Genomic DNA, 24,072 nt, shown 5'->3' with positions numbered 1-24,072 from the left:
ATGAAGACCCTGCTCCTGACCCTGACGGCCGCGCTCGCCGGACTGGCTAACGCCGCACCTGTGCGGGCTTTCCTCACCACGGCCGACCAGCAGCACCTGCTGGCCCCCAGCACCGTGGACAAGGCCGCGGCGGCGGGCGATGTGATCCGCATCGACCCCACACGCCAGCACCAGCGCATGGCCGGCTTTGGCGCCGCCATCACCGAGGGCTCGGCCTGGCTGATCCGCCACGGCATGACCCAAGCACAGCGCGACGCGCTGATGAAGGAGCTGTTCACGCGTGAAGGCAACGGCGTCGGTTTCGAGCTCACGCGCCTGACCATCGGCGCGTCCGACTTCTCGCGCAGCCACTACAGCCTCGACGACATGCCCCCGGGCCAGACGGACCCGGAGCTCAAGAATTTCTCGCTCGCCAAGGAGCGCGAGGACGTCATCCCCGCAGTGAAGCAGGCCCTGGCGCTGAACCCGCAGCTGCAGGTCATGGCCTCGCCCTGGAGTGCGCCGGGCTGGATGAAAACCACCGACAGCCTGGTGCAGGGCCAGCTCAAGCCCGAGCACTACGGCAGCTTCGCCAAGTACATGGTGCGCTACGTGCAGGAGATGAAGGCCGAGGGCGTGCCCATCTTTGCGCTCACGCTGCAGAACGAGCCGCATTTCGAACCCGGCGACTACCCCGGCATGCGCATGACGCCGCGCACCCGCGCGGAAGTCGTGGGCCGGCACCTGGGCCCCTTGCTGCAGGCCCAGGGCCTGAAGACGCAGATCCTGGAGTGGGACCACAACTGGGACGAGCCCTGGAGCCCGCTGTCCATGCTGTCCGACGCCACGGCGCGCAAGTACGTCTCGGGCGTGGCCTGGCACTGCTACGCGGGCGATGTGTCGGCCCAGTCGCAGGTGGCGCAGCAGTTCCCCGAGCTGGACGTGTGGTTCACCGAATGCTCCGGCGGTGAATGGAAGCCCCAGTGGGCCGAAACCCTGCCCTGGATCACCCGCAACCTCATCATCGGCAGCACCCGCCACGGCGCGCGGGGCGTGCTGATGTGGAACCTGGCGCTGGACCCGAACTACGGCCCGCACCTGGGCGGCTGCAAAGACTGCCGCGGTGTCGTCACCATCGACCCCAAGGACGGCAAAGTCACCCGCAACATCGAGTACTACGCCTTCGGCCACGCCAGCCGCTTCGTGAAGCGCGACGCCCGCCGGGTGGACTCGGACGGCGGCGCCAAAACGCTGGACCACGTGGCCTTCACCAACCCCGACGGCAGCACCGTGCTCATCGTCAGCAACTCGGGCAAGGCCGCCCAGCGCTTCACCGTGCAGGCCCCCGGCCAGCGCTTCAGCTACGAGCTGCCCGCCAGCGGCATCGCCACGTTCACTTGGTGACCGACATGCGCCCCCTGCTGCTCTCCGCCCTCATCGCCGCTTGCGGCTCGGCCCAGGCCCAGGCCCTGGAACTGGCCGGCGTGTTTGCCGACCACATGGTGCTGCAGCGCGAAGCGCCGCTGCGCGTGTGGGGCCAGGCGCAGCCCGGGCAGCGGGTGCGCGTGGAACTCGCCGGTCGGTCTGCCCAAGCCAAGACCGGCCGGGACGGCCGCTGGCAGGCCACGCTCGCGCCGCTGAAGGCCGGTGGCCCGCACCGCCTGCAGGTGCGCGCCGGGGCGGAGGAACGCACGCTGGACGACGTGCTCATCGGCGATGTGTGGGTGGCCTCGGGCCAGTCCAACATGGAGTGGCGCCTGGCCGATGCGAACAGCGCGGCGGCCGAGGTGGCGGCTGCGGGTGAGCACCCGCAGATCCGCCACGTGAAGATGCCGCACCGCGTGAGCCTCACGCCGTTGAAAGACACGCCGCCGCTGCGCTGGGAGGTGCCCAGCCCGCAAACGGTGGGCGATTTCAGCGCCGTGGCCTGGCACTTTGCGCGCCGGGTGCAGGCCGATGTGCGCGTGCCCATCGGCATCGTCAACACCAGCTGGGGTGGCACCCATGCCGAAACCTGGACCAGCCCGCGCGCCAACGCCGTCGACCCCGACATTGCCGCCGTGATGCGCGCCATGCCGCCTGACACCGCGGCCTTCGTGCAGCAACGCCAGGCCGTCATGCTGGACCGCGTGCAGGCCTTCCAGCACGCCGCACCGCAGGCGGTGGACGGGGCCGACCCTGCGTTGGACGACCACGCCTGGCCCACGCTGGACACCCCGGGCGTGTGGGAGCGCCAGGGCCTGCCCGGCCTGGACGGCGAGGTGTGGATGCGCCGGCGCGTCACGCTCACCGCCGCCCAGGCCCAGGGCCCGGCCGCCCTGCACCTGGGGCCGGTGGATGACTGCGACGCCACCTTCATCAACGGCCAGCCAGTGGGCAACACCTGCGGCTGGGAGACGCCGCGCGTCTACGCGCTGCCGCCGGGCGTGCTGCGCGAGGGCGACAACCTCATCGCCGTGCGCGTGACCGACACCGGCGGCGACGGCGGCATCCACGGCCCGGCCGACAACCTGCGCCTGGAAACCTCGGCCGGCGCCGTGCCCCTGGCCGGCCCCTGGCGTGCCCAGGTGGCCTCTCTGCAACCCGTGACCGAACCCGGCCCCAACGACCTGCCCAGCCTGCTGTTCAACGGCATGGTGCGGCCGTTCACGCCGTTGGCCGTGAAGGGCGTGATTTGGTACCAAGGCGAAAGCAATGCGCCGCGCGCGGCCCGCTATGCCCAGGCCTTCCCGCGCCTGATTCAGGACTGGCGTGCCCGGTGGCGCGAGCAAGGGCTGAAGGCGCCACTGCCGTTCTACTTCGTTCAGTTGTCGTCTTACGGCCCGCGCCCGCCGCTGCCTGAGGGCAGCGCGTTTGCCGAACTGCGTGACGCCCAGCGGCAGACCCTCTCGCTGCCCGCCACCGGCATGGCGGTGAGCATCGACGTGGGTGACGCCAACGACATCCACCCCCGCGACAAGCGCACCGTGGGCGAACGGCTGGCCCGCATCGCGCTGGCGCAGACCTACCACCAGCCGGTGCCCTTCAAGGGCCCCACCTGGAAAGCCAGCCGCACGCTGCCTGACGGCAGCATCGAGCTGACCCTGGCCGACGTGGCCGGCGGCCTGGCCACGCGCGGCGGGGGGCCGCTGCTGGGGTTTGCCGTGGCCGGCAGTGACCAGCGCTTCGCCCCGGCCCGGGCCGAGATCGTGGCGCCGGACCGGGTGCGGGTGTGGGGTGCAGCCGGCACGCCGCCGGTGGCCGTGCGCTACGCCTGGGCCGACTCGCCCCTGGAGGCCAACCTCACCGACGGCGCCGGCCTGCCGGCCACGCCCTGGCGCACCGACCGCTGGCCGTTGGCCACTCGTGACATCCGGCCGGAGTTCTGAGCTGCCGAGCCTTCATTTGCCCGGAAGGCCTCGGCGCGCTGGCTAGCATCCCGTGGATGACGGGCTTCGTGCTGATCAGTTCCGCTTTGATCGCCTTGCTTGGGGTGGCACTGCTGGTGCTGGCCCGGCTGGAGCCTGACCATCGCCACACGCAGGACTGGGGCTGGAGCCATGTGCTGCTGTCCATCGGCCTGGCGCTGGGCGTGGCCTGGGTGCCAGCCGGCGAAGGTTCGTTCGGCGGCCAACTGCAGATGGCGGCGGCGGCTTCCGCCATCGTGGCCAGCCTGGCCTTGCAGCTGGCGGGCACCGCCCGCTACCGCGGCATGGTGTGGAGCTGGCGGCAGCAGTGGCCGCGCTGGGCGCTGCTGACGCTGGTCATCCTGGGCCTGGCCCGGGTGGATTACCCCATGGGGGTGGCCGCCGGGGCCATGGTGCTGGCTGCCAGTGCGGCCTGGGCCGCGCGCTGGCTCTGGCAGGGTGGGGGACGCGGCGAACGCGTGGTGGCGGGTTGTTTCGCGGTCTATGCGGTCGTGCATGGCACCGCCCCGATCCTGGATCCGCTGGCCCGCTCCTTCATCACCCATCTGGTCGGCAACTTCGTGCAAATGGTGCTGGCCATGGCGCTCATCCTGCTGTCGGTGCGGCGCGCGCACCACGAGGCCGAGCGCGTCAACACCCGCCTGCGTGACCTGTACGAGCAGTCCATGCAGGGGCTGGTGGTGGTGCGCGGGGGGCAGGTGGCCTACATCAACCCGGCGGCGCTGGCCATGTTCGGCTTCGAGCGGCGAGAGCAGGTGGGGGGCGTGGAGCGCTTCATCGCGCCGGAGGATGTGGAAGGTTCTCGCGCTCGATACCGCCGCTTGCTGGAACAGCGCAGCGGCCGCATCAGCTGGGAAGGCGAGCGTTACCGCCGCGATGGCAGCCCGCTCTACCTGCGCGGCACCTCCAGTTATGTGGAATGGGAAGGCCAGCCCGCGCTGCTGGTGCTGATGCTGGACGAAACCGAGCGCCAGCGGGCCACCGAGGCCCTGCGCCGCCAGGCGCTGCACGACGAACTGACGGACCTGCCCAACCGCCACGCCGCGCTGGCCCGCTTGGCCGAATTGACGGTGCCGGGCAGCTCGGGCTTCGTGCTGCTGTCGGCCGATGTGGACCGCTTTCAGCTGGTGAACGAAAGCCTGGGCCATGAAACCGGCGACGCGCTTTTGCAGGCCATGGCCACCCGCTTGCGCACCGCCCTGCCGCCCGACGTGATGCTGGCGCGCCTGGGCGAAGACCAGTTCCTGCTGCTGCATCCCGGTGTGGACGACGAGGCCTCCGCCGTGCTGGCCGGCCAGGGGCTGCTGGCCTTGATGCACGCCCCCTTGACCGTGGAGCACCGGGCGCTGTACGTGCACCTGTCGGTGGGCCTGGCGCGGTTCCCGGCCCATGGGCAGGACGGCGCCTCGCTGCTGCGCGCGGCCGACATCGCCATGCACCAGGCCAAGCAGCAGCCGGGCGCGGCCGTGGTGGCCTACGAGCCCGGCATGGCCGCCTCGGCCGGCGGCTTGCTGGAGCTGGAGCAGGCCCTGGCCACCGCCATCGTGCGCGAGGAATTTCTGCTGGACTACCAGCCCAAGTACTCGGCCGGCAGCCGCGAGGTGACGGGCTTCGAGGCGCTGGTGCGCTGGCTGCGCCCGGGGCAGGGCCGCGTCAGCCCGGCCGACTTCATTCCGGCCGCCGAGCGCACCGGGCAAATCGTGCCGCTGGGCGCCTTCGTGCTGCGGGAAACCGCCCGCCAGCTGCGCGCCTGGCAGCAGGCCGGCCTGCAACCGCTGCCGGTGGCGGTGAACGTGTCACCGCTGCAGTTCGAAGACCCGACCTTTGCCGACGGGCTGCTGGCGCTGCTGCAGACGCACCAGGTGCCGCCGACGCTGGTGGAAGTGGAAATCACGGAAACCGCCGCCATGACCCACATGGACCGCGTGCTGCCGCAGCTGGCGCGGCTGCGCGACGCCGGGGTGGGCGTGGCGTTTGATGACTTCGGCACCGGACAAAGCTCGCTCACGCTGCTGCGCCGCCTGCCCATCACCACCCTCAAGCTGGACCGCAGCATGATCGACCCGCTGCCCGAGTCGTCGGCGGGCGCGGTGGTGCGCGCGGCCTGCGTGCTGGCCAATGCGCTGGGCCTGGCCATCGTGGCCGAAGGCGTGGAAACCGCCGATCAAGCCGCCGAGGTGGAGCGCCTGGGCTGCACCCACCTGCAAGGCTGGCTGCTGTCGCACCCCATGGCGGCGGCTGACGCTGAACGCTTGCTGAAGCCGGCCGCCGTCAGCGCGCCATGACCTCGCCCATGCGCACCGCGCCGCCCGGCTGCCAGGCGGGGTTGAACTGCAGGTTGTTCTTGGGGAACAGCATCACCACGGTGGAGCCCAGCAGGAACCGGCCCATCTCGTCGCCCTGCGCCAGCGTCACCTCGCCCGGCGCGTAGGTCCAGTCCCGCACCGGGCCGCTGCGCGAAATCAGCCCGTGCCAGGGCGTGGCCATGCTGCCCACGATGGTGGCGCCCACCAGCACCAGCACGTAACGGCCCAGGGCCTCGTCGTCGAACACGCACACCACGCGCTCGTTGCGGGCGAACAGCCCCGGCACGCCCCGGGCGGTGGTGGGGTTCACCGAGAACAGCGCGCCCGGCACATGCGTCATGCGCACCAGCCGGCCCGCGGCAGGCATGTGGATGCGGTGGTAGTCCCGCGGGCTCAGGTACAGGTTGGCGAACAGGCCGTCCTGAAAGCCGGCGGCCAGTTCGGCATCGCCGCCCACGAGCGCCGTGGTGGAGAACGTCTGGCCTTTGGCCTGGTAAACCTGATCGCCCAGGATGCGGCCCACCTGGCTGATCGCGCCGTCCACCGGGCAGATCAACGGCGCGGCGCTCAGCGGCCGTGCGCCGGGCTTGAGTGCGCGGGTGAAGAAGTCGTTGAACGTGGCGTAGGCGCCGATGTCGGGCTCGGCCGCCTCGGCCATGTTCACGCCGTAGCGCGCCACAAAGCGGCGGATGGCCGCCGTGGTGAGGCTGCCCATGGGTTTGGACGCGTAATGCCCGGCCAGGCGCGTGAGCGCCAGCTTGGGCATCAGGTATTGGGGCAGAACTTTGAGGCGGTCGGACATGGTGTTGAGGCCCGATGCACAGCCGGGCTCCCGTGTTTTTTGGCGGGCAGTGTACGGGGCCGACAATTCGGCCCCATGGCCCTGCTGCACAGCTCTTTCTACCGTTTTACCCCGATGGCGGACCCCACCGCCTTTGCCGAATGGCTGCGCGCACGCGGCGCGGCGCTGACCCTGGGCGGCGTGGTGCTGGTGGCGCCCGAGGGCCTGAGTGCGGCCATCGCCGGCGAGGCCGACGACGTGCGCGCGCTCGAATCCGAGCTGCAAGCCCTGCCCGGGCTGGCCGACCTGCACGTGAAGCACAACGCCTGCGAGCGCCGGCCGTTCAGCCGCTTCAAGGTCAGCGTCAAGCGCGAAATCGTGGCCTTTGGTGTGCCGGGCGTGAGTGGCGACGCCACCGACACCCACGTCAGCCCCCAGCGCTGGCGCGAACTGCTGGACGACCCCGACACCGTGGTCCTCGACAACCGCAACAGCTTCGAGTTCCAGCTCGGACGCTTTCGCGGCGCCATCGACCCCGGCGTGGCCCACTTCCGCGACTTCCCCGCCTACGTGGAGGCCCACCGCAGCGAGTGGCAGGGCAAAACGGTCGCCATGTACTGCACCGGCGGCATCCGCTGCGAGAAGACCGCCGCGTGGATGCAGGCGCAGGGCCTGAAGGTCGCGCAGCTGGATGGCGGCATCCTGAACTTCCTGGAGGCTTTCCCCGACGCGGCACGCGACTGGGAAGGCGAGTGTTACGTCTTCGACAAGCGCATCGCCATCGACGCCCAGGCCCGCGAGACGGGCACCACGGCCGAGCAGGTGTTCACCGACCCGGCAGACGCCTGGCGGCTGGCGCGGGCGAAGCGGTTGGATCCGGGCGAGCCCTGATCAGGCAGGAACGGCCGCCGGCTCGACCGCAGGCCGGTGCGCCGGCGGCATGACGCGAGCCACGTCAATGACCTGGCCGTTCGCGACCTGAACCGCGCGCTGCGCGCCCGCAATGGTCTCGGGGCGGTGCGCGATGACAAGACGCGTCAGTTGAAGGCCAACTTGCCGCCGATATTGATCAATTGGTCTAGAGTGATTCCGCCTCTGGCGCCATGAATTTTTCTAAGGTCTCTGAGATCAAGGTGGGTGCCATATGACGCGGCGCCTTCTAATAAGCATGCGAGACCGTATTCAGCGCGTTCTGATGGAATGGGCATCAAGGCTACCGGTGGCCTGTTGCGTGCTGAAGCCCGCACACCTTTGCATGCAACGCGTCGGTATCGTTGATCCGGTTCAAGTAGTCACAGAAAGGGGGAAGCCCCAGCTTCGACCTGCGCGAGTCCAGGTTAGCTGGATCCTCAACCCGCCAAAATTCCACTGCGTCCTCGACGGACTTGAATCCTGAGTTTGGTCGATAGATCGGTATTTGTGTGCCGTAACGCTGCGGCTGATCTTCTGCAATCAGTGTTCGGTCGATGTAGACCGCCCACCACTCGGCGGACAGTTGCCCGCTGGCCGCCGCAGCTTCAATTGCGGGAAGATATCTTGCCCTTTTTTCTGGATTGGCATGGTGAATGACAAGAACAGCGGACTCCAAGGTGGAGGTCGGCAGGTTGGCGAAGGCGGCCCAGCCACATCTCGAAATGATTCCTTCGACAATGGCGAGGCTCAAATCGTCTGCTGCCCGCAAGTATCGAGACTCGGCGTCGTTTAATTGATCTGAAAGTCCGGCGTTTGCGATTTGATGTGAGATCGCATTGGTGATTTTGCGGGCTTGTCTACCGCTTTGATCGATGTTTTTCGCAAAGCTAAGCGATTGATTGACCATTTCTCGCGAACAGTCGGATGCGAACGTTGAGGCGTGAAAAAAATCACCAGGGCAAATGAGAGGACTTTTAGGGTTTGACGTCGCATTCTTAATATCCGGAGGCTGGCGTTATCCTTTGTTGGATGGTTCCGGCGGTCATTGGTGTGCCAATTCATGGCGGTGCATCGGTTAAGGAAGGTCTGCAAAACCCAGTTCATGGCGCGTGAGTCCGTGCCGAGCGGGAGTTTTGTTTCGTGAGGAGGTCGCGCGCGCTTGAATCGAACGTTCTGAGCGCTGCGCCGACCCGTTTACAGGCCCTTGCGCTCCCAGGATCTGCCTGCGCGCCATCCACAGATTTCCCAGCGCAAACAGCATCGTCAGCCGCGCCGTGTTCTTCGCCAGCCTGCGATAGCGCACCTTGGCGTAGCCGAACTGTTGCTTGATCAGGCGGAACGGGTGCTCGACCTTGGCGCGGATGCTCGCCTTGAGCTTCTCGGCACTCTCCAGCAGTTGATCCAGCTCACGCTCGGGATCGAGCGCTCGGCGCTTGCCCGGTCGCATGGCCACTTCCCAGCGCACCTTGCTGTCCTCGAGTTCCTCGCGCTTGTCCACGCTCAGGTACCCCGCGTCGCCCAAGGCATCGGTCTCTTCGCGATGCAGCAGGCCCGCGGCCTGCGTCACGTCGTTGACGTTGGCCGCCGTGCCGACGACGCTGTGCACCAGGCCCGAGTCCGCGTCCACGCCGATGTGCGCCCTCATGCCGAAGCGCCACTGGTTGCCCTTCTTGGTCTGGTGCATCTCGGGGTCGCGCTCGCCGCCCTTGTTCTTGGTCGAGCTCGGCGCTGCAATGATGGTGGCGTCCACCACCGTGCCGGTTTTGAGCATCAGCCCCTGCTGGGCCAGGCCGGCGTTGATCGTGGCCAGCACCTGCGGTGCGAGCTGCTGCTTCTCCAGCAGGTGTCGAAAGCGCAGGATCGTCGTCTCGTCGGGCATGCGTGCCGCGCCTTCCAGGCCGACGAAGCGTCGGTACAGCGGACGCGCATGCAGTTTCTCCTCCATGGCCGGATCGCTCAGGTTCCACCACAGCTGCAGGCGGTGGATGGGCAGCATGGTCTCGATGGGGAACGGCGGACGGGCGCCCAGCACTTGATGCGCACCGCGTGCGTGCGGCTGGATCAACGCCACAAGCGCGGCCCAGGGCACAACCTGGTTCATCTCATCGAGGAATACTTCCTTGCGGGTCTTCTTGGGCAGCGGGTCAAGGCCAAGCGTGATCTGATCCATGCTTTGCATCGTCCCCTGCCATCAGCCCCTGCGCCAGTCGGAGTGACGAGGGGCTTTGCAGAGCCTCCTTGGCGGCTGCGGGTGTGGGCGTGGGTGGTACATGACGGGTGGCGGGGCGCGGGCCGCCGCATGATGCCCCGCCCCGGAACAAAGCTTCCGCCCCGCCGGCCGTGACGGTGCTGCCGCAGGCCCGACAATCGGCCCCGCGCGCCGCTTGCGCGCCCCGAACTCCCTCATTCGATGTCTCACCTGATCGTTCACGGCGGCACGCCTCTCTCCGGCCGCATCGTTCCCTCGGCGAACAAGAACGCCGTTCTGCCCATCTTGTGCGCCACGCTGCTGACGAAGCAGCCGGTGCGCCTGCGCGGCGTGCCCGAGATCACCGACGTCAAGAAGATCGTCGAGGTCTTCCGCAAGCTCGGGTCCAAGGTGGAGTTGGATTTCAAGACCGGCATCCTGGACGTGCATCACCAGGACACGCACTTTGACCCGGCCACCGACCGCCTGCCGGAGGAAATGCGCTCGTCCATCATGCTGGTGCCGGGCCTGATGGCGCGCTTCGGCGCGGCGCGCATCGAAGATGACGTCAAGGGCTGCACGCTGGGCGCCCGCGAGATCGACCCGCACGTGGAGGTGTTCCAGCGCTTCGGCGCCGAGGTGGAGCGCCTGCCCGACGGCCTGGTGCTGAAGGTGGACCGCCCGCTCAAAGGCAACGACCACTGGACGGACTACGCCTCCGTCACCACCACCGAGAACTTCGTGCTGTGCGCCGCGCTGGCGCAGGGCACGTCCACGCTGACCAATGCCGCCAGCGAGCCGCATGTGCAGGAGTTCTGCAACTTCATGTCGCTGCTGGGCGCCAAGATCGACGGCCACGGCACCTCCAAGCTGAAGATCACCGGGGTCGACGCCCTCGGCGGCGCGGACTACACCTTCACCGAAGACTTCCACGAGATCGTCACCTTCCTGGCGCTGGGCGCCATCACCGGCGGCGACGTGCGCGTGAAGAACGGCGCGCCGGAGATGTTCCCGCTGCTGGACCGCACGTTCGCAAAGTTTGGCGTGGAGATCGTGCACGAGGACGGCTGGAGCCGCTGCGTGACGAACGGCCCGTTGAAGGTGAAGGAGCCCTTCACCCGCAACATCCTGCAGAAGGTGGAAGCCGCGCCCTGGCCTTACGTGCCGGTGGACCTGCTGCCCATCTTCGTGGCCTTGGGCGTCAAGGCCGAGGGCAGCGTGATGTTCTGGAACAAGGTGTATGACGGCGCCATGGGCTGGACGAGCGAGCTGGCCAAGTTCGGCGGCCACGCCTTCCTGAGCGACCCGCACCGCATGATCACTTTCGGCGGCAAGCCGTTGAGCCCGGCCGAGGTGGAGAGCCCCTACATCATCCGCGTGGCGATTGCGCTGCTGATGGTGGCCGCCAGCGTGCACGGCAAGAGCGTGATCCGCAACGCCACGCCCATCCGCCGCGCGCACCCGAACTTCGTGGAGCACATCTGCGAGCTGGGCGCCCGCATCGAGTGGGTGGAAGGCGACTGACATGGAGCCCTTCGTCGGGTCTCTCGCCGCTGAACGCGGGCGAGCCCAGCCGGTTCCCCAAGGGAACGGCGATGCTTGCGGCGTTGAGCCGCAAGCACATCGCCATGGCGGGCCGGCTTGGGAGCGGCCCGGCGCTCGGCCCGGAATGCAAGGCCGCTGATGCGGTGGCTCCAGGTGCTGGTCGTCGGCGTGGCGGCTTCGGCCGCCCAGGCCGCGCCGCCTGTCGACACCATCCGCTGGGTGGCGCAAGACGTGCCGCCGCACTTCAGCTTCTTTCAAGGGCACCCGCCGCGCAACGTGACCGAGCTGGGGCATGGCGAGGTGGACGGCTTCATGCGTCAGTTGCTGGCGCGCATGCCCGAGGTGCGGCACGAGTTCGTCGAGGCCAGCACCGCCCGCTATGAAACGGAGAGCCGGCGCGGCCAGACGCTGTGCTCCACGCTGCACGTGCGTACGCCGGAGCGGCTGCAGTGGGCGTATTTCTCGCACCTGTACCCGCCGCTGGTGTCGCGCGAGATCCATGTGATCGTGCGCCGTGAGGCCTTGGTGCAGTGGGCGCAGACGCCAGCCGGTGGCGGGCGCCTGCAACTGGCTGAATTGCTCAAGCGGCCGGAACTGCACCTGCTGGTGGCCAAAGACCGCTCGTATGGGGCGCAGATCGACAACCTGCTGGCCCAGCACACGGTGCCCCGCCAGGCGGTGAGTGCCCAGCCCAGCGTGCAGGTGCTGGACATGCTGCGCGCCGGCCGCATGGACTACACCTTGGACTACCCCGCCGTGGTGAAGGACTACCTGGCCCGTGCTGGCGACCCGGGCGCGCTGGTGGCGCTGCCGCTGGCCGAGGGCTTGACCACCATGCTGGCCACCGTGTCGTGCAGCCGCACGCCGGAAGGGCGCCGGGCCATCGAGCGGGTGGATGCCGCCGTGCGCGAGCTGGCCCGCGACCCGCAGCGCGACGCCTGGGTGCGGGAGTGGCGGGGCGACCGCGCCGAGCCGCAGGACATGAAGCGGCTGAACGCCTACATGGACGAGCGGGCCCGAGGCGGCCCGCGCATCGAGTAAGGCGGCGCGTGGCCCGGCCGCCCAAGCCTGCATTGCCGCTGCGCGAGGGCGTGGCTGCCAGCGCGGTGCACTGCCCGCCGGGGGCGTGGCCGTCGCTCACGGCCTTCCTGAACGAGCGGCTGCCCCGGGTGGACGACTGGGCCGAGCGCCTGGCCCGGGGCGACGTGGTGGGCGACGACGGCGCCCCGCTGCAGGACCGGCCCTACGTGGGCAACCGCCGCGTCTACTACTGGCGCCAGCTGCCGCAGGAGCCGGCGGTGCCGGGGGGCGAGCGCATCCTGTTTCAGGACGAGCACCTGCTGGTAGCGGACAAGCCGCACTTCCTGCCCGTCACGCCCAGCGGCCTGTACGCCCGCGAGACCCTGATGGCCCGGCTGCGCCACGCCACCGGGCTGGTGGACCTGAACCCGGTGCACCGGCTGGACCGCGAAACCGCCGGCCTGGTGGTGTTCAATCTGCGCCGGCAAGACCGCGACGCCTACCACCGCCTGTTTCGCGAGCGCAGCGTGAGCAAGGTGTACGAAGCCGTGGCGCCGTGGTCGGATGGCCCCTGGCCGCGCGTGCTGCGCCACCGGTTGCAAGAGCCGCCGGGCGACGATTTCATGCAGATGCAGGTGGTGCCCGGTGAGCCCAATGCCGAGACCTGGGTGAACCTGATCGAGCCCCTGCAGGGCGCCTGGCAGGGCTGGGCGCGCTACGAGTTGCGGCCGGTGACGGGCCAGCGCCACCAGCTGCGCGCGCAGATGAACGCCATCGGCCTGCCGCTGTGGGGTGACCGCATCTACCCCGTGCTGCAACCGCACGAAAACCCGCCCAGCTTCGACCGCCCGTTGCAGCTGGTGGCACGCGCCATCGCGTTCACCGACCCCGTCACCGGCGAGTCACGTTCGTTCACCCGCGGCGCCCTCACAATGGCGCCGTGATGAATCCGTCCGACCCCCACGCCCAGGTGCAGGAGCTGCGCCGCCAGCTCCAGTCCCTGCTGGAGGCGGCCAAGGCCAACGAGCGCAAGCTCGACCGGTTCGACGCGCTGGAGCGTCGCCTGGTGGCGGTCAGTTCCATGGAGGAGTTGGTCAACCTGCTGCTGGTGGACTGCCGGGAGGACTTCCAGCTGGATGCCGCCGAGCTGTGGCTGCTGGACCAGGACGAGGAACTGCGCCGCGCCTTGCCGGCGCTGCCCATGATCAAGGCGCCCAAGCTGCTCGACAGCCACGCCGGGCTGAAGGACTTGTTCGGCACCGTGCGCACCACGCGCCTGGTGGGCCCGGGCCACAGTGAGGCGCTGCTGGCGCAGGCCTTCGACCCCCAGGCCGGGGTGCGCTCGGCGGCGCTGCTGCCCTTGATTCGTCAGGGCTTGCTGATCGGCAGCCTGCATTTCGGCTCGCGCGACCCGCAGCGCTACGACGCGGCCTCGGGCACCAAGTTTCTGGACCGGTTGGCTGCGATTGCGGCCATCGCCATCGAGAGCATGCTCAACCGTGAGCGCCTGCGCCGCGCCGGCATGACCGACGGCCTGACCGGCGTGCACAACCGCCGCTATTTCGACCACCGCAGCCTGATCGAATTCAGCCAGGCCGTGCGCCACCGCTACCCGCTGGCCTGTTTGTTCCTGGACATCGACCACTTCAAGTCCATCAACGACCGCCACGGCCACCCGGCGGGTGACGAGGTGCTGCGCCAGGTGGGCGGGCTGATCCTGCGTTCGCTGCGCACCGGCGACCTGGCCGCCCGCTACGGCGGCGAAGAGTTTGTGGTGCTGCTGCCCCGCACCGACCTGGCCGGCGCCCGCGAGGTGGCCGAGCGCATCCGCCTCATGGTGCAGGAGGCGCCGTTCATCACCCCCGACGGCGGCACCGTGAGTGCCACGGTGTCGGTGGGGCTGGCCATGCTGCCGGCCGAGGCCACCAGCTTCGGCGAGTTGCTGCAGGCCGCCGACCGGGCGGTGTACCAGGCCAAGCGCAGTGGGCGCAATCGCACCGTCACCCACGAAGACGCGCCGGCCTGAGCTTGCTTGCAAGCTGTTGCGCAGCGGCACCGCGAAGTGCCAACTCCTGCAGCCCCTGCAGGCAAGGCCTGACCCACAATGGCCGGCATGAAACGCCTGATCAGCCTTTGCCTCGCCCTGGGTGCCGCGTGGTCGGCGCATGCCGGCCCCGTGCTGGACCGCATCCAGTCCAGCGGCCACATCGTCCTGGCGCACCGCGAGTCGTCCGTGCCATTCAGCTATGTGCTGCCTGACGGCAAGCCGGTCGGGTATGCGGTGGACCTGTGCCTGAAGCTGACCGACGCGCTGCGCCAGCGGCTCAAGCTCAAAAGCCTCACGCCGCAGTTCCTGCTGGTGACGCCGGCCAACCGCATCCAGATGGTGGCCGAAGGCAAGGCCGACCTGGAATGCGGCTCCACCACCAACAACGCCGAGCGCCGCGAGAAGGTGGCCTTCACGGTGCCGCACTACATCACCGGGGCCCGCTACCTGGTGCGGGCGGACAGCGGCATCACCGAGCTGTCGCAGTTCGACGGCAAGACGCTGGTGTCCACCAAGGGCACCACGCCGCTGAAGTCCATCACGCAGGCGAACAACGAGCGCGCTCTGCACATCCGTGTGGTGGAGGCGCCCGACCATGCCAAGGCCATGGAGATGCTGGCCGCGGGGCAGGCGGACGGTTTCGTCATGGACGACGTGCTGCTGTACGGCCTGGTGTCGGCCCGGCCGGATGCCGCCAAGTTCCAGGTGGTGGGCAAGTTCCTGACCATCGAGCCCCTGTCCATCGTGCTGCCCAAGGGCGACCCGGAGTTCAAGTCGCTGGTGGACGAGGAAATGAAGCGCCTGGTGACCAGCCATGAGGCCCATGCGCTGTACGAGCGCTGGTTCCTGAAGCCGATTCCCCCGAAAGGCACGGCGCTGAACCTGCCGATGAGCTACCTGCTCAAGGATTTCTGGAAATATCCCTCGGATCAAGTGCCCTACTGACCCCGGGCCCCTGACAAACCCCGAGGTTCCCACACTGCACGGCGGCGGGGGGCGCGCTCACAATTTGTGACTCGCACGAGCCCCGCCATGAGCACCGAGTCCCTCGCCGATCCCCTGAGCCCCGTCGCGGCGCGACCGGTCGGATCGCTGCGGCTCCAACTGGCCCTGGGCTTGCCGCTGGTGACAGCCGGGGTGCTGCTGGCCATCGAATGGACGCTGGACAGCCTGGACACCTCGCCCGAGGGGTTGGTGCGGCTGGCGGGCCTGGTGGTGGTGATCAGCGCCGCGCAGTGGCTGCTGCTGGAGGCGCTGCTGCTGCGCCCGCTGCGCCAGCTGGCCCAGGGCTGCGAGGCCATGGTGGCCGGCGCGCACACGGTGGGCTGGTCTGAGCCGGGCGAGGCGGGGGCGGTGTTGTCGGCCGAGCTGGGCCGCATCGGCCACGCCGTGGAGCAGACCCGCACGCGGCTCTCGCAGCAAGACCACGAAGTGCGCGAACTGCGCCGCGAACTGGGCCAGCAGCGCCAGTTGCTGCAGGAGGCCCACGGTGCGCTGGAAGCCCAGAAGCGCGAGTTGGCCAGCCTGGCCCGCACCGACAGCCTCACGGGCATTGCCAACCAGCGGGCGTTCGACGAAGCCCTGCGCCGGGAATTCAAGCGCGCCCAGCGGCTGCGCGGGCCGCTCGCCGTGGCGGTGCTGGACCTCGATCAATTCAAGGAATTCAACCTCGTGCACGGCACGGACGAGGGCGACGCGGCCTTGCAGCGCGTGGCCGGCCTGCTGAGCGACCGGTTCAAGCGCGACACCGACGTGGTCGCCCGCCTGGGGGGCGAAGAGTTCGTGGCCTTGCTGCCTGGCGTGGGCGTGAGTGAGGCGCAGGGCGTGCTGGAACTGCTGCGCGACGAACTGCGTGCATTGCGCTTGCCCGACGGCCGCGGTGACCTGACGTTGAGCGTGGGTTTGGCGGCGTTCAGCCCGACCCACCCCTACCTCAGCGCCCAAGCCCTGCTGCAGGCGGCCGATGAGGCGCTGTACATCGCCAAGCACGCCGGGCGCGACCGCATGAGCCTGGCGGCTTGAGCCGGTTCACCCGCCGGGGGCGGGTGTGTCGTGAAAGCGTGGGAGGTGTTGCGAACGTGGCCGGCGTGCCGGCCGGGCGGGGCGTCAGCGGCCGTGCTCTTGCGCGGCTTGCAATTGCTCGCTCACTCGGCGGGCGGCGCGCAGCACCAGGGTCTCGTCCAGCTGCGCTTGCGGCGCAATCTGGGTGGCGATGTCGTCCAGTTGATCCGCGTGGTTGAGCAGCGCCCAGGCGACCGTGGAGATGGCGGCCACGCTGCGGCGGGCCAGGCTCTCGGGCATGGTCAAGGTGGTTTGGATTTCCACGTGGTGGCGCACGCTGGCCACGGCCGCCGGGGCCAGGCCCCAGCTTTCGCACAGGGCGGCCCCCAGGGCATCGTGGCTCACGCCGAAGGCGGTTTTCTCCAGCTCCACCAGCTCTGCGTCGCGAGTGGCGGCGCGCAGCATGGCGGGGTAGTGCGTCGGGGCGTGGCGGTACAGCACCGCCTTGCCGCATTCTTCGAACAGGCCGGCCGAGTGCGCGGCCCAGGGGTCCACGCCCAGCATCTGGCCCATGCGGCCCATCAAGAGGCCACGCTGCGAGGCGCGGGACCACACGGTTTCCAGCTCCGCCGCGGCTGGGAATGCGGCGCGCAGGCCCATCTCGAAGGTGATGGCGGCCACTTCACGCATGCCCAGGTAGGTCAGGGCCTGGTGCACCGTCTGCACCCGGCCGCGCAGGCCGTACAGCGACGAGTTCACCGCCTTCATCACCGCAGCCGCCAGGGCCATGTCAGTTTCCACGAGGGAGGACATGGCTTGCAGGTCGATGTCTTCGGCCGCCATCAGCAATGACAGCTTGACCAGGACCTCGGGCTGGGTCGGGATCTCGATGTCCAGATTGCGCAGTTGAGGATCGACAGACATGGTGGGCAGACAGAAGGCTCAGGACGGACGCTGATGGTAGTTCAGCGGAAGAAGGCGTCCCAGGCAGTTTTGACAATCAGCGCCCCCACGACCGTGATGAACACCCCTCGCACGAAGCCCGCGCCGTGCTTCAGCGCCAGCCGCGTGCCGGCCAGGCTGCCGATCACGTTGGTCACCGCCATCACAGCGGCCACATGCCACCAGATGTGGCCCTTGCTGACGAACAGCGCAATTGCGAAGCCGTTGGTCACCAGGTTCATCAGCTTGGCTGTGGCCGAGGCGTGCAGGAAGTCGTAACCGAGCACGCGCACGAACAGGAACACGAAGAAGCTGCCGGTGCCCGGGCCGAAGAAGCCGTCGTAAAAGCCGACCGCCAGCGCGATCGTGCTGGCCACCAGGGCTTCGGCCCGGCCCTGGAAGCGCGGCGCGTGGTCGCGGCCCAGGTCTTTCTTGGCCAGGGTGTACAGGAACACGGCCAGCAGCACGAGCGGCAGCGCCTTGCGCAGGCCGTCCGGGCTCACCAGCGTCAGCGCCCAGGCGCCGGTGAAGCTGCCGGCCCCGGCCAACACGGCCGCCGGCAGCAGCCGCCGCCAGGGCAGCGACACGCGCCGCACATACTGCGCCGTGGCCCAGGCCGTGCCCCAGATAGCCGCGCCCTTGTTCGAGCCCATCAGCGTGGCCGGGGCCGCCGCAGGGAAGGTGCTGAACAGGGCCGGCGTGAGGATCAGGCCGCCCCCGCCGGCCACGGCGTCGATGAAGCCGGCGAGCAAGGAGGCGAGGGCAACGGTTGCGAGTTCAAGCATGGGTTCGGTGATGGCCGCAAGGCCGCAGTGCCGTCTTCGGGCCGAGCCCCGGGCCGCCCCAGACGGGCTTGTCTGGCAATGCGGATCAGACTCGATGCCCGGTCCATCGCCATTCCTTTGAGGGCCTGACCCCGTACAGCGCCGTGCGCTGGGCGAGGGCACAAAGAAAACGGCCACCAAGGGGTGCCTTGGTGGCCGGTGTGATTGTCTTCGGGGTTACGAAGCAACCTGGTGCGTTTAGCGCTTGTCTTGTCTCCTCACAACCCGCCCGGCGGTCCTGGACCGGAGCCCGGAACCGCGTCGAGTGACGAAAATGTATTGCCCTGCTGCGGTGCACAACACTGGGGTAACCCCGGGTTCGTTGGCCGCGAACGGTGCACGAATGCACCGAATGTGTGCAATTTTGGGGCGGGGAGGTGGGTTTTGTCGCCTGCGAGACAAGTAGGGTCGAGCCGCTTGCGAGTGCATTTCTCCCATGAAGCGGGGTGCTTTTCGAGCTGCCGGGCGGGGCTGGCAGCCCTTCGCGCCTGCAGCGCCGCCCCGCGATTGCCGGGGTTCTGCGCTGTTGCACAAAGCCAACGTGCGGTGGCGGCGGCGCTGTCGCGCGCGGCGGGCGGCGCGCGGTGGGGCGGGCCTGAGAATGCGGGGCGGTCAAATCCCGATTGCCGCGGGCCGTTCGCCGTTGAACAGTCGCGCTCCCGCAGTACCCCCCTTTGCCATGTTCCTGTCCCACCGCGCCCGCGGCTTCACGCTGCTTGAACTCCTGGTTGTCATGGTCATCATCGGCCTGCTGGCCGGGTATGTCGGCCCCAAGTTCTTCGGGCAAATCGGCAAGAGTGAGGTGAAGGCGGCGCGCGCGCAGATCGATGCGCTGACCAAATCGCTGGATCAATACCGCCTGGACGTGGGCCGCTACCCGAGCACCGACCAAGGCCTGGCCGTGCTCGTCACCAAGCCGGCAGACGAGCCCAAGTGGGCCGGCCCCTACCTGTCCAAGGCCGTGCCCAAGGACCCCTGGGGCAACGACTACCAGTACCGCAGCCCCGGCGAGCATGGCGAGTACGACCTGCTGAGCTTGGGCAAGGACGGCCGCCCCGGCGGCGAGGGTGAGGACGCCGACCTCACCAGTTGGTGATGGCCGTGTTCCAGGCCCGCGTGCTGCGCGGGGGCGCGGTGAGTGCCGAGCGGGTGGACGCCCCCGACCGCGCGGCCGTCGCGGCGGTGCTCGGGGTGCCGCCCCAGCACGTGCTGGAGGTTCGCGAACTGGTGGCGGCCGCGCCCGGGCGGTCCCGGCGCGCGCGCTTCCCGCTGCAACTCTTCAGCCAGGAGCTGGCCGTGCTGCTGGACGCCGGCATCGCCTTGCTCGAAGCCCTGAGCACCCTGCGCGAGAAGGAAGCCCAGCCCGGCGTGCGTGCGGCGCTGGACGCGGTGATTGGCCAGATCGAACAAGGCCAGCCCCTGTCGGTGGCATTGCGCCAGCAGCCGCAAGCGTTCGACGAGCTGATGTGCGCCATCGTGGCCGCGAACGAAAAGACCGGCCAGCTCTCGGTGGCGCTGGCCCAGCACGCGCGCTACCTGGCCTGGGTGGATGCGCTGCGCTCGCGCCTGGTGGCTGCCTTGGTCTACCCGTTGATGCTGCTGGGCGTGGGCGGGGCGGTCATCCTGTTTTTGTTGCTGTATGTGCTGCCGCGCTTTGCGGGCATCCTGGAACAGACGCAGGGCGAGCTGCCCTGGGCCTCGCGGGTGCTGATTGAGTTCGGCCAGGCCGCCGGCGCGCATCCGGGGTGGGTCATCGGGGGCATCGCTGCCGTGGCCTTCGCCGTTTACGCGCTGGTGCAGCAACCCGCCGTGCGCCAGCGCGCGCTGGCCGCGCTGTGGACGCTGCCGGGCTTGGGCCCGCGCTTGCGCGTGCTGGCGCTGGCGCGGCTGTACCGGTCGCTGGCCATGCTGCTGGCGTCGGGCGTGCCGGCGTTGGCGGCGTTGAAGATCGTGGTCGACGTGGTGGCCGCACCCTGGCGTGTTGCCGTGCAGGCTGCAGCGGCGCAGATCGAGCGGGGTGAGCGGCTGTCGGCCGCCTTCGAGGCGCAGGATTTGGCCACGCCGGTGGCGCGCCGCATGTTGCGCGTGGGTGAGCGCAGCGGCGAGGTGGCCGCCATGCTGGAGCGCGCCGCCGCCTTCCACGACGAAGAGGCCGCCCGGCTGACGGACTTGCTGTCGCGCCTCGTGAACCCGGCGCTGATGCTCATCATGGGCGTGCTGATCGGCGGGATCATCGTGCTGATGTATTTGCCGATCTTTCAGTTGGTGGAGCAGGTGCAGTGATGGGTGGCTTGCTGTTTCGGTACGCTGGCTTGCCGCGTCGGCCCATGCCGGGAGTTCGCCCCGGCGGGCGACCTACTTTCTTGTGCGGACAAGAAAGTAGGCAAAGAAGCCGCCCCTGCAAAACCGGCCCTGCGGGCTGCCTTGCGATGCTCGGAACCCAGGGCCGCGGCGAACTCGCGCCGCTACGCTCTGCTCAAACAGGCGCCGCGAGTCAGTTCTTGAAGTGCGCTTCGCGCACGCCCTGGGCTTCTGCGCTTCTCAGCGGTTTTGAAGGGGAATGCCCAGCAGCCCAACGACCAACCGCCAAGCCCGAAAGCCGGCTGGTGCCGGCTGTTCGTGTTGGCCCCTTGAGCACCGCCGAGGAACGGAAGGCCTTGAAGCCGTGCGCGCAGCGCACTTCAAGAACTGACTCCGCGCAACTGTTTGACCGAAGCGTAGCGAAGGGAGTTTTGTGCGGAGCTTCAAGGCCTGAGTACCGCAGGGAACCCGCAGCTGTGCTGCGGGCGGGGCGAGGTTTTTGCCTACTTTTTGGCGGCCCCAAAAGTAGGTCGCCCGCTGGGGCGAACTCCCGGCATCACGGCGGCCCAACACCCCAAGGTGCCAAGCCATGACCACCTCCCTCCACGACTGCCTCCCCGCCGACCAAGGCCCCTGGCACTTGGACTTCGAGCAATGGCCCCAGGCTCAGGCCCAGCGCTGGCGCGCCGTGCTGGCTGTGGGCGCCAACGGCCGCCGCGTGCTGCTGGCCGAGCGCGACGAAGACGCGATGCTGCTGCAAAGCATCGAAGCGCGGCTGAACGCGCCGGTGGGCTGGCAGCGTGCGTCGGCCGAGGCCGTCACGCATTTCCTCGGCGCGGGCGAGGCGGACTTTCGCGCGCTGTCGGACGTGGAGGATGCGCTGGGCGCCGTCGAAGACCACACCGAGGAGCTGTCGGCCCTGGCCCTGTCCGAACAGGCCAGCCCGGTGGTGCGCCTGCTCAACGCCACGCTGTACGACGCGCTGCAGGACACCGCCTCTGACATCCACATCGAGTGCACAGCCCGCGGCGCGGTGATCCGCTTCCGGGTGGACGGCGTGATGGCCGTGGTGCGCCAGGTCGAGAGCCCGCAGGTGGCCGAGCAGTTGGTGTCGCGGCTGAAGGTCATGGCTGAGCTCGACATCGGCGAGCGCCGGCTGCCGCAGGACGGCCGCTTCAAGCTGCGCGTGCAGGGCCGCGAGATCGACTTCCGCCTGTCCATCATGCCCAGCGTGTTCGGTGAGGACGCGGTCATCCGCATCCTGGATCGCGCCGCCATCGCCCGTGCCGGCACGCTGACGCTGGACGCTCTGGGGTTCGACGACGACGAGCGGGCCGCCATCCGCCACCAGGCCCGGCAGCCGCACGGCATGTTGCTGGTGACCGGGCCGACCGGCTCGGGCAAAACCACCACGCTGTACGCCACGCTTGCCGAGATCCACACTGGCGCCGACAAGATCATCACCATCGAAGACCCGGTGGAGTACCAGCTCAGCGGCGTGGTGCAGATTCCGGTCAACGAGAAGAAGGGGCTGACCTTCTCGCGCGGTCTGCGGTCCATCCTGCGCCACGACCCCGACCGCGTGATGGTGGGCGAGATCCGCGACGCCGAGACGGCCCAGATCGCCGTGCAGGCCGCGCTGACCGGCCACCTCGTGTTCAGCACCGTGCACGCGAACAACGCGTTCGATGTGATCGGCCGCTTCATGCACATGGGGCTGGACCTGTACAACGTGGTGTCGGCCCTGAACGCCGTGCTGGCCCAGCGTTTGGTGCGCCTCACGTGCAAGCACTGCGCGCAGCCGTTCACGCCCGACGCGGCCACGCTGGCGCGGCATGGCTTGAATGTCAGCCCCGGCCCGGCGGGTGGCGGGAGCAATGGCAACTTCATGAAGGGCGAGGGCTGCGGCCACTGCCGGGGCACCGGCTACAAGGGCCGCCGCGCGGTGGCGGAGCTGCTGAAGCTGGACGACGGCCTGCGCGACCTGATCGCGGCGCGGGCGCCGATGTCCGAGATCAAGGCTGCGGCGCGCGCACGCGGCATGAAGTCGCTGCGGGAGATGGCGCTGGCCGCCGTGTGCCGGGGCGACACGACGTTTGAGGAGCTGGAACGTGTCACGCTCGATGAGTGATTCGTGGATTCAGCGCCTGCGCCAGCGGCTGAGCGCACGGCTGGCGGCGCCGCAACGCGTGTTCGTCACGCCCGGCGGCGAGGAATTCGGGGCCTGGTGCCGCGCGCACCCCGGCACGGCGGTGGAGCTGGTGGTGTCGGCCTGCGCCTTGCACGAACTGGTGTGCGAGCCGGGCCTGCCCTTGGCCGACCTGGACGCCGTGCAGGCCTACGCGCAACAGCAGTTCGTGCACTACTTCGGCGCGGCCGCCCAGCGATTTGCCATCGCCCCCTGGCAGGCTGGCGGGGCGCGGGGCGCCTCTGCCCTGCACGGGCTGGAGCTCGCGTCGCTGCTGTCGCAAGCCGAGGCTGCAGGCGTGCGCCTGGCCGCGGTGCGACCGGCCTGGGCCGTGTGGCTGGCCTCGCTGCCGGCCGCCACGCGCGCCGGCTCGGGCCGGGTGGTCTGGCACGAGGGCGCCGTGGCGGTGGTGGTGCAACTGGAGCGGGGCCAGGTGAGCGGCCTGCAAGTGCGCCGCGTGAACACCCTGGCCGACCTGGACGGACCCGCGCAGGCCGCACCGTTGGCCGTGGGCAGCCCCGCCGATGTGGGCGCGCCCCAGCCCGGCCCGGCCACGCCGCAACCGGATTTCCTGCCCCGCGGCGCGCGTTCGCCCCTGGCCTGGCCGCTGGCCGCGACCGGGGCGCTGGTGCTGGCCACGGCCGCGTGGGGCGCGGTGCAGAGCCACCAACTGCGCGACGTGGCGCAGGCGGCGCGCGACCGCGTGGCCGCGGTGCGCCCGACCTTGGCGCCCACATCCGCGCCCACATCCGCGCCCACATCGGCCCCAGCCCGCAGCACCCGCACCGCACCGACTGAGAACCGGGCTGCTGCGGAAGCCCGCGGCTTGTTGGCCATGCCGTGGGAGCCGGTGTTCACGCGCGTCGAGACCACCGGTGCTGAGGCCCGGTCCATCGCCTGGCTGGGGCTGGAGGCCAACGCCGCGCGCGGCGAATTGCGGCTGGAGGGGCTGACGCCAGACAAGCTGCTGGCGCTGCAACTGGCCGAGCAGCTCGGCACCACGCCGGGCTGGCGCCAGGTGGTGCTGTCGCGCTTCTCGGCGGCCGAGACGGGGCTGGTGGGCCAGCGCTTCGAGATTCAAGCCCGCGTGGCCACCGGAGGCGGCTCATGACGTCAGTCCGTGAAGTGCTCAGGGCCGGAGCCCGGCTGGGTGGGCCGGGTCTGGTGGGCGTGGGGGCGCTTGTGGCGGCTGCGGTGTTGGCCGGGCTGGGCCAGCGCTGGGACGCGCAGACCCAGCGCCTGCAAGACGAAGCCCGGGCCTTGCGCGCCCAGGCCCGGCCGCAGGCCACGGCCGAGGCGCCCTTGAGCGTGCAGCAGTGGCAGGCGAGCTTGCCGGCACCGGCCGACCGCCAGCAGCGCCTGGCGGACTTGCTGGAACTGGCGATTCGCCTGGACCTGAACCCCGCGCGCACCGAGCACCGCCTGAGCACCAGCGAGGGCCTGGAGCGCTTGCGTGTGACGCTGCCGGTGACCGGCCGCTACGCGCAGGTGCGGCGGTTCATTGCCGCCGCGCTGGCGCATGACCCCGCGCTGAGCCTGGATGCGATCAAACTGCGCCGCGTGAGCCCCCAGGCGGCGGAGGTGGAGGCGGAGATGCAGTGGTCCTTGCACGGGCGGGCGGCGCCATGAGC

19 protein-coding genes and 1 pseudogene are annotated in these 24,072 nt (G+C 69.5%); 15 read left to right on the top strand and 5 right to left on the bottom strand.

The genetic code is table 11. The features are described 5' to 3' along the window. Genes ACG01O_RS15965 through ACG01O_RS15955 form a run of 3 tightly spaced genes read left to right on the top strand, consistent with a single transcriptional unit; the run spans nt 1 to nt 5,671 of the window. Nucleotides 1-1,383, top strand: a complete 1,383-nt coding sequence (locus ACG01O_RS15965; RefSeq protein ID WP_394386074.1) for a glycoside hydrolase family 30 protein — start codon at nt 1-3, stop codon at nt 1,381-1,383. A gap of 5 nt (nt 1,384-1,388) precedes the next feature. Continuing rightward, on the top strand, nt 1,389-3,347 hold the full coding sequence (locus ACG01O_RS15960; RefSeq protein WP_394386073.1) for a sialate O-acetylesterase: 1,959 nt from the start codon (nt 1,389-1,391) through the stop codon (nt 3,345-3,347). Between the two features lie 56 nt (nt 3,348-3,403). Beyond that, on the top strand, nt 3,404-5,671 hold the full coding sequence (locus ACG01O_RS15955) for a putative bifunctional diguanylate cyclase/phosphodiesterase (protein ID WP_394386071.1): 2,268 nt from the start codon (nt 3,404-3,406) through the stop codon (nt 5,669-5,671). Here the strand turns inward: ACG01O_RS15955 and asd are convergent. Beyond that, nucleotides 5,658-6,494, bottom strand: a complete 837-nt coding sequence (asd, locus tag ACG01O_RS15950; RefSeq protein ID WP_394386069.1) for an archaetidylserine decarboxylase — start codon at nt 6,492-6,494, stop codon at nt 5,658-5,660. The genes ACG01O_RS15955 and asd overlap by 14 nt on opposite strands. A gap of 75 nt (nt 6,495-6,569) precedes the next feature. Here asd and trhO point away from each other — a divergent pair, with 75 nt between their 5' ends. Then, complete coding sequence (gene trhO, locus ACG01O_RS15945; RefSeq protein WP_394386067.1) at nt 6,570-7,364, top strand: oxygen-dependent tRNA uridine(34) hydroxylase TrhO; 795 nt, start codon at nt 6,570-6,572, stop codon at nt 7,362-7,364. Nucleotides 7,365-7,686: 322 nt separating this feature from the next. Here the strand turns inward: trhO and ACG01O_RS15940 are convergent, their stop codons facing one another. Together ACG01O_RS15940 and ACG01O_RS15935 are read right to left on the bottom strand one after the other, a co-directional pair. Beyond that, entirely contained in the window at nt 7,687-8,292 is a 606-nt protein-coding gene (locus ACG01O_RS15940; RefSeq protein ID WP_394386065.1) for a DUF6624 domain-containing protein, read from the bottom strand. 300 nt (nt 8,293-8,592) lie between these two features. Further along, a pseudogene (locus ACG01O_RS15935) lies at nt 8,593-9,555 on the bottom strand (IS5 family transposase); the annotation flags it as partial. Nucleotides 9,556-9,795: 240 nt separating this feature from the next. On the opposite strand from ACG01O_RS15935, the gene ACG01O_RS15930 reads away from it, so the two are divergent. From ACG01O_RS15930 to ACG01O_RS15905, 6 genes are all read left to right on the top strand, one after another. Beyond that, nucleotides 9,796-11,097 (top strand): UDP-N-acetylglucosamine 1-carboxyvinyltransferase, encoded by a 1,302-nt coding sequence (locus ACG01O_RS15930; RefSeq protein ID WP_394386064.1) that lies wholly within the window; start codon nt 9,796-9,798, stop codon nt 11,095-11,097. A gap of 159 nt (nt 11,098-11,256) precedes the next feature. Continuing rightward, the gene (locus ACG01O_RS15925; protein WP_394386063.1) at nt 11,257-12,159 is read left to right on the top strand and encodes a TIGR02285 family protein; all 903 of its coding nucleotides are present in this window, start codon (nt 11,257-11,259) and stop codon (nt 12,157-12,159) included. An 8-nt stretch (nt 12,160-12,167) separates the two neighbouring features. Then, nucleotides 12,168-13,082 (top strand): pseudouridine synthase, encoded by a 915-nt coding sequence (locus ACG01O_RS15920; RefSeq protein WP_394386062.1) that lies wholly within the window; start codon nt 12,168-12,170, stop codon nt 13,080-13,082. Next, on the top strand, nt 13,082-14,164 hold the full coding sequence (locus tag ACG01O_RS15915; RefSeq protein WP_394386061.1) for a GGDEF domain-containing protein: 1,083 nt from the start codon (nt 13,082-13,084) through the stop codon (nt 14,162-14,164). Before ACG01O_RS15920 ends, ACG01O_RS15915 begins: the two co-directional genes overlap by 1 nt. A gap of 87 nt (nt 14,165-14,251) precedes the next feature. Continuing rightward, the gene (locus ACG01O_RS15910) at nt 14,252-15,130 is read left to right on the top strand and encodes an amino acid ABC transporter substrate-binding protein (RefSeq protein ID WP_394386060.1); all 879 of its coding nucleotides are present in this window, start codon (nt 14,252-14,254) and stop codon (nt 15,128-15,130) included. A gap of 87 nt (nt 15,131-15,217) precedes the next feature. Next, a complete protein-coding gene (locus tag ACG01O_RS15905; RefSeq protein WP_394386059.1) occupies nt 15,218-16,207 on the top strand; it encodes a GGDEF domain-containing protein in 990 nt (329 codons plus the stop codon). 84 nt (nt 16,208-16,291) lie between these two features. Here the strand turns inward: ACG01O_RS15905 and ACG01O_RS15900 are convergent, their stop codons facing one another. Both ACG01O_RS15900 and ACG01O_RS15895 read right to left on the bottom strand, forming a co-directional pair. Further along, nucleotides 16,292-17,110, bottom strand: coding sequence for an HDOD domain-containing protein (locus ACG01O_RS15900; protein ID WP_394386058.1), 819 nt, complete (start codon nt 17,108-17,110; stop codon nt 16,292-16,294). Between the two features lie 41 nt (nt 17,111-17,151). Beyond that, on the bottom strand, nt 17,152-17,913 hold the full coding sequence (locus ACG01O_RS15895) for a sulfite exporter TauE/SafE family protein (RefSeq protein WP_394386057.1): 762 nt from the start codon (nt 17,911-17,913) through the stop codon (nt 17,152-17,154). 718 nt (nt 17,914-18,631) lie between these two features. On the opposite strand from ACG01O_RS15895, the gene gspG reads away from it, so the two are divergent. From gspG to ACG01O_RS15870, 5 genes are all read left to right on the top strand, one after another. After that, nucleotides 18,632-19,048, top strand: a complete 417-nt coding sequence (gene gspG, locus ACG01O_RS15890; RefSeq protein WP_394386056.1) for a type II secretion system major pseudopilin GspG — start codon at nt 18,632-18,634, stop codon at nt 19,046-19,048. Continuing rightward, the gene (locus tag ACG01O_RS15885; RefSeq protein ID WP_394386055.1) at nt 19,048-20,235 is read left to right on the top strand and encodes a type II secretion system F family protein; all 1,188 of its coding nucleotides are present in this window, start codon (nt 19,048-19,050) and stop codon (nt 20,233-20,235) included. The genes gspG and ACG01O_RS15885 overlap by 1 nt, the downstream gene beginning before the upstream one ends. A gap of 607 nt (nt 20,236-20,842) precedes the next feature. Continuing rightward, nucleotides 20,843-22,384 carry a GspE/PulE family protein gene (locus tag ACG01O_RS15880; protein ID WP_394386054.1) on the top strand — a complete coding sequence of 514 codons (1,542 nt, stop codon included), beginning with the start codon at nt 20,843-20,845 and terminating at the stop codon, nt 22,382-22,384. Further along, complete coding sequence (locus ACG01O_RS15875; RefSeq protein WP_394386053.1) at nt 22,377-23,552, top strand: hypothetical protein; 1,176 nt, start codon at nt 22,377-22,379, stop codon at nt 23,550-23,552. Before ACG01O_RS15880 ends, ACG01O_RS15875 begins: the two co-directional genes overlap by 8 nt. Beyond that, complete coding sequence (locus tag ACG01O_RS15870; RefSeq protein WP_394386052.1) at nt 23,549-24,070, top strand: hypothetical protein; 522 nt, start codon at nt 23,549-23,551, stop codon at nt 24,068-24,070. Before ACG01O_RS15875 ends, ACG01O_RS15870 begins: the two co-directional genes overlap by 4 nt. Nucleotides 24,071-24,072 lie beyond the last annotated feature (2 nt).

It is taken from the genome of Pelomonas baiyunensis (genome assembly GCF_043555935.1).
Taxonomy (GTDB): domain Bacteria; phylum Pseudomonadota; class Gammaproteobacteria; order Burkholderiales; family Burkholderiaceae_C; genus Pelomonas; species Pelomonas baiyunensis.
The sequence above is the reverse complement of the archived record's forward strand: the minus strand, read 5'-3'. Positions and strand labels throughout refer to the sequence as shown.